Source organism: Streptomyces sp. NPDC005962, from assembly GCF_040629205.1.
In the GTDB taxonomy this organism is placed as follows: Bacteria; Actinomycetota; Actinomycetes; order Streptomycetales; family Streptomycetaceae; genus Streptomyces.
Genome location: NZ_JBEXVE010000002.1, coordinates 178685 through 187820, shown reverse-complemented (window position 1 = coordinate 187820; position 9136 = coordinate 178685). Strand labels below are relative to the sequence as shown.

General features: G+C 71.5%; 5 protein-coding genes. 2 read left to right on the top strand and 3 right to left on the bottom strand.

What is annotated here, in order from left to right:
• Positions 1–23: 23 nt before the first annotated feature.
• Positions 24–4958 (bottom strand): SDR family NAD(P)-dependent oxidoreductase, encoded by a 4935-nt coding sequence (locus ABZ370_RS04825; RefSeq protein ID WP_358616474.1) that lies wholly within the window; start codon positions 4956–4958, stop codon positions 24–26.
• Between the two features lie 193 nt (positions 4959–5151).
• Here ABZ370_RS04825 and ABZ370_RS04820 point away from each other — a divergent pair, with 193 nt between their 5' ends.
• Both ABZ370_RS04820 and ABZ370_RS04815 read left to right on the top strand, forming a co-directional pair.
• On the top strand, positions 5152–6120 hold the full coding sequence (locus ABZ370_RS04820) for an endonuclease/exonuclease/phosphatase family protein (RefSeq protein WP_358616472.1): 969 nt from the start codon (positions 5152–5154) through the stop codon (positions 6118–6120).
• Positions 6121–6255: 135 nt separating this feature from the next.
• Positions 6256–6849, top strand: coding sequence for a TerB family tellurite resistance protein (locus ABZ370_RS04815; protein ID WP_358616469.1), 594 nt, complete (start codon positions 6256–6258; stop codon positions 6847–6849).
• 22 nt (positions 6850–6871) lie between these two features.
• Here the strand turns inward: ABZ370_RS04815 and ABZ370_RS04810 are convergent, their stop codons facing one another.
• Both ABZ370_RS04810 and ABZ370_RS04805 read right to left on the bottom strand, forming a co-directional pair.
• Positions 6872–7660, bottom strand: a complete 789-nt coding sequence (locus tag ABZ370_RS04810) for a fumarylacetoacetate hydrolase family protein (RefSeq protein WP_358616466.1) — start codon at positions 7658–7660, stop codon at positions 6872–6874.
• A gap of 112 nt (positions 7661–7772) precedes the next feature.
• The gene (locus ABZ370_RS04805) at positions 7773–9095 is read right to left on the bottom strand and encodes a PHB depolymerase family esterase (RefSeq protein ID WP_358616464.1); all 1323 of its coding nucleotides are present in this window, start codon (positions 9093–9095) and stop codon (positions 7773–7775) included.
• Between the last annotated feature and the right edge of the window lie 41 nt (positions 9096–9136).

The window sequence follows — 9136 nt, the reverse complement described above, 5'->3', positions numbered from 1 at the left end:
TCCACAAGCAGACGCGGTGTCCGTCAGGACAGTCCCAGTTCCTTGTTCAGCGCCTCGAACAGCTCGTCGTCTGACGAGGGCGCGAGGGCGTCGTCCGGCCCGGCATCCGCCACCACGCCGTTGCGCACGTCCCGGGCCCGCCGCGACGCCGCCTCCAGCCGGGCCGTGACCTTGGCGTGTGCGGCGCCGTCGTCCGAGGCGAGCGTGGTCAGGGCGGCCTCCAGCCGGTTCAGTTCGGCCAGCAGCGGCGCGGCGCGGTCGGCCTCGGCCGGCCGCAGCCCGTCGTGCAGGAGACCGGCGACGGCGAGGGGCGTCGGGTGGTCGAAGACCAGGGTCGGCGGCAGCGCGAGACCGGTCTCGGCGTTGAGCGCGTTACGCAGTTCCACCGCGCCCAGCGAGGTGAGGCCCAGCTCGTTCACCGCGCGGTCCGGCGGCACCTCCTCGACGCCGTCGTGTCCCAGGACGCGCGCGACATGGCCGCGCACCAGCTCCAGCAGGAGCTGTTCGCGTTCCGTCCCGGTCAGCCCGTTGAGCCGCCGCTCCAGCGACTCCCGGCCGGACGGCGCGTGGCGGGCCGGGGCGCGCACCAGCCCGCCGAACAGGGCGGGGAGCGTCCCCGCTCCGGCCTGGGAGCGCATCACCGCCAGGTCGAACCGGACCGGAAGTGTCACCGGCGGCCGCCCCGGCACGGTCGCCGCGTCCAGCAGCGCCAGTCCCTCGTCGGGGGACAGCGGTGGCATTCCGGTGCGCCGGAGCCGCTGCAACTCGGCCTCGTCCAGCCGGTCGGCCATGCCGCCGACCTGGGTCCACGGTCCCCAGCCCAGGGTCAGCGCGGGAAGCCCCTGGGCGGTGCGGTACCGGGCGAACGCGTCCAGCCAGGCGTTCGCGGCAGCGTAGTTGCCCTGTCCGGCGCCGCCGAGGGTGCCCGCGACGGACGAGAAGATCACGAACGCCGAGAGGTCGTGTTCGCGGGTGAGTTCGTGCAGATGCCAGGCGGCGTCCACCTTCGGCCTCATGACCGCGTCCAGCCGCTCGGGCGTCAACGCCCCGATCAGCATGTCGTCCACGACCCCGGCCGAGTGCACGACGCCCGTCAGGGACCGGCCGGACAGCAGCGCGGCCACGGCGTCCCGGTCGGTGACATCGCAGGCCGCCACTTCTGCCGTGGCACCCAACTCGTTTAGTTCTTTGACGAGTTCGGACGCGCCCGGCGCGTCCATGCCTCGGCGGCTGGTCAGCAGCAGGCTCCGCACGCCGTGCTCACCGGCCAGGTGGCGGGCGGTCAGGGCGCCGAGCCCGCTCGTGCCACCGGTGATCAGGACCGTACCGTCCGGCCCCCACGCCGGGGCACCGTCCAGCGCTGGGACGCGCGCAAGCCTCGGCACCAGGATCTGGCCGCCGCGAACGGCGATCTCGGGCTCGTCGAGGCGCAGCGCCGTCTCGGGCAGCTCGGCGTCATCGTCGGCATCGGCGTCCAGGTCAACCAGGACGAACCGGCCCGGATGCTCCCCCGCCGCCGCGCGCACCAGCCCCCACACCGCCGCATGCCCCAGGTCGGTGCCGTCGGTCGCACCGCGTGTGACGACCACGAGCCTGGACGACGCTGCCTGCTCATCGGTCAGCCACTTCTGGACGTCGGACAGCACCTGACGGGCCAGCGCGCGGAAGCCCTCCGGCGTGGCGTCCGCCACCGGCGGACACGCATAGACCAGGTGAGCGCCGGTCTCGGCGTCTGCGTCTGCGGGCGGTGCCGGGGGCGCGATCCACTCCACGTGGAAGAGCGATTCGCGGCCTCCGGTGTGGGCCCGCACCTCCTCCGTGGAGATCGCACGTGTCCCGGCCGACTCCACCGCCAGGACCGGACACCCCTCCTCGTCGACGCGCACCGAGGCCCCGCGCCACTCGTGAGCGAGGGTCGGTACGCCGTCGGTGTGGACCCCGGCGGCCTGCGCGGCGGCGTCGAGCATCTCGGCGTACGTCGCCTCATCGCGCACCCAGGAGGAACCTTCGGCCCCGGTCCCGGCGGCCAGGACACCCGTGGCGTGCTTCACCCAGGCCGTCCGGCCGTCACTCCGCGCGTGCACACTGATGGCCCCCGCCGCGCCGACCAGCACGCGCAGCGTCATGACGTCCTCGTCGGCGGCCAGGACCAGCGGTGCGTGGAGATCCAGCTCATCGACCCGGCCATGGCCCGTCCGCTCGGCGGCGAACAGGGCCAGTTCCAGGAACACCTGCCCGGGCACCACCACCGCGCCGAAGGCGTCGTGCTCGGCGAGCCAGGGGTGGGAGTCGAGGGAGAGCCGCCCGGTGAACACGGCCCCGCCGTCCTCGGGAAGCTCCACCATCGAGGTCAGCAGCGGGTGGTCTACGGCATCGGCCCCGGCGAGGGCCTTGGACTGCTCGACCAGCCAGTACCGCTTGCGCTGGAACGGATACGTGGGCAACTCGACCCGCCGGGCACCACGCCCCGCGAACACCGCACCCCAATCCACCGCCACCCCAGCCGCATACAACCGCCCAACCCCCGCGAACACCCCCTCCACCTCGGACCGGTCACGGCGCAACGTGGCCGCCATCGTGCCCTCGACGGACTGCTGCGCCATCGCCGTCAACACACCATCCGGACCCACCTCCAGGAACCGCGTGACCCCTTCGTCCCGCAGCGCACGCACGTCATCGGCGAACCGCACCGCCTCCCGCACATGCCGCACCCAGTACTCCGCCGACGCCACATCCTTGACAAAACGGACCATCGGCTCGCGGTACTCCACACTCTCCGCGACCTTGCGGAACTCCTCCAGCATCGGGTCCATCAAGGGGGAATGGAATGCGTGCGAGACGGACAGGCGGCTCGTCTTACGGTCGCCGAACCGGGCAGCAACCGCTGCTACGGCACCCTCCGTACCGGAGACCACCACCGACGACGGGCCGTTGACCGCCGCGATCCCCACCTCACCGTCCAGCAGCGGCGCCACCTCCTCCTCCGTGGCCTGAATCGCCACCATCGCCCCACCCGACGGCAGCGCCTGCATCAACCGCCCCCGCGCCACCACCAACCGCGTCGCGTCCTCCAGACTCAGCACACCCGCCACATGCGCCGCCGCCAGCTCACCAATGGAATGCCCGGCCAGGAAATCCGGACGAAGCCCCCAGGACTCCACCAGCCGATACAGCGCCACTTCCAGAGCGAAGATCGCGGGCTGGGTGAACTCCGTACGGTGCAGCACCGCCGCATCGTCACCCCACACCACATCCTTCAGCGGAAGCCCCGACGCCTCACACACCGCATCGAACGCCGCCGCGAACACCGGGAAGCCGCCATACAACTCCCGCCCCATACCCAGGCGTTGACTCCCCTGCCCCGTAAACAGGAACGCCACCTTGCCGCCGCCCCCACCCGACGCCGCCACCCCGCTGACCGTCTCCGACCCGACCAGCACCGCACGATGCTCCAGCGCGGCACGCCCCGTCGCCGCCGAAAACGCCACATCAAGCTCATCGTGATCCGCCGCGAACGCGCGCATCCGCTGAACCTGCGCCTGAAGCGCCTCGGCGGTTCCGGCCGAGAGGACGATGGGCGCCACCGGCAGCTCGCGGCGCTCCTCGGGCTCGTCCTCGACCGGTGGCGCCTCCTCGACGATCACATGGGCGTTCGTCCCGCTCATTCCGAACGAGGAGACGCCCGCACGGCGCGGGCGCTCGCCACGCCGCCACTCCCTCGGCTCGGTCAACAGCCGGACATTCCCCGCCGACCAGTCCACCTGCGGCGTCGGCTCCTCCACGTGCAGGGTCCTCGGCAACACCCCGTGCCGCATCGCCTGCACCACTTTGATGATCCCGGCCACGCCCGAAGCGGCCTGGGTGTGGCCCATGTTGGACTTGACCGACCCCAGCCACAGCGGCTCCGCACGGTCCTGCCCATACGTGGCCAGCAGCGCCTGCGCCTCGATCGGATCACCCAGCGTCGTCCCCGTACCATGCGCCTCGACCGCGTCCACATCACCCGCCGACAGACCCGCGTTCGCCAACGCCTGACGAATGACACGCCGCTGCGACGGACCGTTCGGAGCCGACATGCCGTTACTGGCACCGTCCTGGTTCAGGGCACTCCCCCGCACCACCGCCAGCACCGGGTGACCGTGGCGGCGCGCGTCCGACAGGCGTTCCAGGAGGAGAACTCCCGCGCCTTCGGAGCAGCCCACACCATGAGCGCCCGCGCCGAACGACTTGCAGCGGCCGTCCGTCGCCAGGCCGCGTTGTTCGCTGAAGTAGATGAACATCTCGGGGGTGGACATCACCGTCACTCCGCCCGCGAGCGCGAGCGTGCACTCCCCCGAACGCAGCGACTGCATGGCCATGTGCAGGGCGACCAGCGACGACGAGCACGCCGTGTCCACGGTCACCGCCGGGCCTTCGAGACCGAGCGTGTAGGACACCCGGCCCGAGACGATGCTGCCGCCGTTGCTGCCGCGCGCGTAGTCGTGGTACATCAGCCCGGCGAACACGCCCGTCGGGCTGCCCTTCAGCGACAGCGGATCGATTCCGGCGCGCTCCAGCACCTCCCACGACACCTCCAGCAGTAATCGCTGCTGCGGGTCGGTTTCGGTGGCCTCACGTGGGCTGATGCCGAAGAGCTGGACGTCGAACTCGCCCGCGTCATGGAGGAATCCGCCCTCGCGGGCGGCTGTCTTCCCGGGTTTGCCGGGCTCGGGGTCGTAGATGTCCTCGACGCCCCAGCCACGGTCGGCCGGAAACTCCGAGATCGCGTCCACACCCTCGTCGACCAGCCGCCACAACCCCTCCGGCGAGTCCACCCCACCCGGATAGCGGCACGCCATCGCGACGATGGCGATCGGCTCCCGGTCGCGGTCCTCGATCTCCGCGATGCGCCTACGGGCAGCGCGCAGGTCCGTGGTCGCGCGCTTGAGGTAGTCGAGAAGCTTCTCCTGGTTGCCCACCACAGCCACCCCGGGTCGAAGAGGCGCCCGACACTGCGACGCGCGCTTGCCGGGAACGCTACGCAGGGTGAAATGACCCCCCAACCCCTGATCGCCCCTAACGTCGGCGACGGCAAAGCGGCTCCGTCTCGGCAGAACCTGATCCACCTGCCCGCTCGTCCAGACAGGCGAGGGCGCTACAGAGAGGAAAGACATGACGGAGCGGGCGGACGGCGACGACAAGGCGACGCGCCGGTGGGGGTGGCAGCGGGGGCGGGTGCTCGCCGCGCTCGCGGTGCTGACGGCCGGGCTGCTGGCGTTCCCCCGGGCCGTGCCCAACTCCGGGGTCCGGCTGGGCAGTCTGCTGGAGTCGTTCCTGCCCTGGCTCGGGCTGGCGGTCGTGGTGCTGCTCGGCCCGGCGCTGCTGCGCCGCTCGGCCACGGCGCTGGTGGCCCTGCTGCTTCCGGCGGCGGTCTGGGCGTATCTCTTCGGCCCGCTGCTCCTCCCCGGTGCGGAGCCCTCGGCGCACGATCTGGTCGTGGTGCAGCACAACGTGAGCGACGAGAACACCGACCCCGGGGGAACGGCCCGCGCCCTGGCCGACGCCGGGCCCGATCTCATCGCGCTGGAGGAACTGGTTCCGCCGGCGCTGCCGGTCTACGAGAAGACCCTCGCCCCGGATTACCCGTATCACACGGTCCACGGCACCGTCGGGCTCTGGTCCAAGCATCCGCTGAGCGGCACCCGCCGGGTGGACATCAAGCCCCGGGCGATCACGGAGAACTGGAGTCGCGGGCTACGGGCCGTCGTCCACACGCCGCGCGGCCGGATCGCGGCGTACGTCGCGCACCTGCCCTCGGTCCGGGTCGGGGCGGGCGGACTCGGGTCCGCCTGGCGCGATGAGAGCGCCGGTCTGCTGGGGAAGGCCGTCGCCGCCGAGAAGGTGAGGAGCGTGCTGGTGCTGGGCGACCTCAACAGCACGGTCGACGACCGCGGGCTGTCCCCGCTGACCTCGCGGATGAAGGTGGCGGAGCGGGGTTTCGCGTTCAGCTTTCCGGCCGCCTTCCCGCTGGCCCGGATCGACCAGGTCATGGCCCGTTCGGCGACGGTCGGCCCCCTCCGCACCCTGCCCGCCACCGGCAGCGACCACCTTCCGGTCACGGCCCGGATCACCCGGGGCTGACGCGCGGGACTTTACGTGTGCTTTGCTGTGAGGGAACCCGGTCGCCGCCAGGCGCGTTCACCTGAGGCAGACCGCGAAGCAGCGCGACAGACGAGCAGAACCGGATAAGCAGCAACAGAAGCCGAGGTGGCACCGATGGCAATGTGGGACCGGCTCAAGGACCAGGCCAAGAACCTGCAGCAGACCCAGAGCGCCCGGGGAAGAGGCGGGGCCGGTCAGCAGGGGCAGGGCTCCTACGGGCAGGGGCAGCACGGCGGCGGCCACGGGTCCGGCTCGTCCTCCGGCGGCTCCAAGGCCCAGCTGGTCGGACTGCTCAAGACCCAGCTCGCGTCGGTCAAGACCGAGCTGAAGAGCGGCGCCTACCGCGATGCCACGATGGCGATGTGCGCGCTGGTGGCCGCGGCAGACGGGCACATCGAGCCCGCCGAGCGGCAGCGCGTAGAGGAACTGATCACCACCAACGACGTCCTGCAGAACTTCCCGGCGGACCAGCTCCGCCAGCGGTTCAACAAGAACCTGGACCGGCTCGTGGCCAACTTCCAGCTGGGCAAGACCGAGGCGATGCAGGAGATCGCCAAGGCGGCCAAGAAGCCGACGGAGGCCCGCGCGGTCATCCAGACCGGCATCATCATCGCCGGGGCCGACGGCTACATCGAGCCGTCCGAGCAGCAGGCCATCCGCGAGGCCTGCGCCACCCTCGGGATCGCGCCCACGGAATTCGGTATCTGAGCCGCGGCCGGTGCCGGGTATCTCAGGTAAAGGTCACCGACACCGGCCCGAGGCCGCTGAAGCGTGCCTCGACCCGCTGGCCGGGGCTGACGAACGGGGCGCCGGTCATGGTGCCGGGCAGCACCAGGTGTCCGGGCTCCAGGGCGGTGCCGAACCCGGCGAGGGTGTTGGCCAGCCAGGCGACCGCGGCAGCGGGGTGGCCCAGCACCTCGCGGCCGCTGCCCGAGGCGACCGGTTCACCGTCGACCACCAGGTCGGCCACGACGGTGGCGAGGTCGGGCGCCTCGGCCAGGGGCGTCCAGGCGCCGTGGACCAGACCGGCGGAACTGGCGTTGTCCGCCACCGTGTCGGCCAGGGTGATCTTCCAGTCGCGAATCCGGCTGTCGACGATCTCCAGGGCCGGGGCGACCGCGTCGGTGGCCGCGAGGACGTCCTCGACGGTGACGCCCGGTCCGCGCAGCGGCGCGGCGAGACGGAAGCAGATCTCCGGTTCGATGCGCGGGGCGCAGTAGCGCGCCGCGGGTACGGTACCGCCGTCGCGGTGGACCATGTCGTCGAGCAGCTGGCCGAAGTCCGGCTCGTCCACGCCGAGGAGCTGCCGCATCGCGGCGGCGGTCAGCCCGACCTTGTGGCCGACGACCGTGGCCCCGGCGGCCAGCCGCCGCGCGATGTTGTCCCGCTGGACGGCGTAGGCGTCGGCCACCTCCAGGCCGGGCATCAGCTCCGTCAGCGGGTCGATCGGCGCCACGCTCCGTTCGGCCTCCCGCAGCAGTCGGCAGGCTTCCTCGCGCTGTGCGTCGGTCAGGGTCATCCCGTGCTCCTCGTCGAACATGCGGCTCGCCAGTGCCTTTCCAGTCGCCCGGCACGTGACCCTGTTGTACACCGACCTTACGAATCCGTGGACACGAGAGTCTCCGCGGACGTCAGGTGCAGGTCTTTCCGTTGAGGGTGAAGGCACCCGGGGCGCTCGTGGTGCCCGTGTGGTTGGCCTGGTAGCCGATGGTGACGCTCGCGCCCGGGGCGAGTGTGGCGTTGTAGGCGGCGTTGGTGGCGGTCACGGCTCCGCTCGCCGGGCTGTATGTGGCGCCCCAGCCGCCGGTGATGGTCTGGCCGGAGGGCAGGGTGAAGCCCAGCTGCCAGCCGTTCAGCGTGGTGGTGCCCGTGTTGGTGAGGGTCACGGACGCGGTCAGGCCGGTGCTCCAGGGGCTGGTGGTGGCCGACACCCGGCAGGCGCCCGGCTGCGGTTCGGGCCCGGGGCCGGGGCCCGCGCCGTCCAGGCCGAAGAACGTGATCACGCGGGCCGCCATTCCGCTGGTGACCAGGTTGTGGCCGACGCCCTGCAAGCTGATGGCCTCGACGGGGGCCTGGTCACCGGTGGAGCCGTAGCGAGTACGGGTCCAGCCGGACTGGGGGGAGTCGGTGCGGGCCGGGGTCTGGCCGACGCCCTGGACGTTCGTCCACTGCTTGATCTCCTCCCCGAAGTTGGGGTAGCGCAGCGTTTCGTCCTGCGTTCCGTGCCAGAGCTGCATACGCGGCCGGGGCCCGCTGTACCCCGGGTAGGCGCCGCGGACCAGATCGCCCCACTGCTGCGGGGTGTGGGTGATGGTGCCGTTGGCGCAGTCGCTGTTCCACTCGGACCCGTTGGTGGTGGCGAAGCAGGCGAACGGCACACCGGCGAACGCCGAACCCGCCGCGAACACATCGGGGTAGTCCCCCAGCAGCACATTGGTCATCATCGCGCCGGAGGAGGTACCGGTGGCGAAGACCCTGCTGGTGTCGGCGGAGTAGGTACGGGTCACCCAGTCGACCATGGACTTGATGCCCACCGGGTCGCTTCCCCCGCCACGGCGCAGCGCCTGCGGTGAGGAGACGTCGAAGCACTTGCTGCTGCGGGTGACGGACGGATACACGGCGATGAAGCCGTACCGGTCGGCCAGCGAGGCGAACTCGGTGCCGGAGTACATCGCGGGCCCGGATCCCGTGCAGTAGTGCACGACCACCACCACGGCGGGGTGGGGGGCGACGTTGTCCGGGACGTACAGGTACATCTGGAGATCGCTGGGGTTGGTGCCGAAGTTCTTGATCTCGGTGAGGGCCGCAGTGGGAGCCTTGGCGGCGGCCGTACGGGCCGAGGCGGTGGGCGCGCCCAGCAGCATGACCGCCAGTAACGAGACCAGCGCTCCGACGAGGGCGACGAGCACCGAACGCCGTGGTCTGCGCGGGGTGGTGCGGGTCGATGGGGACACGTCCTCATCCCTTCCTGATCGCGGTCGCGGATCGTTCGTGA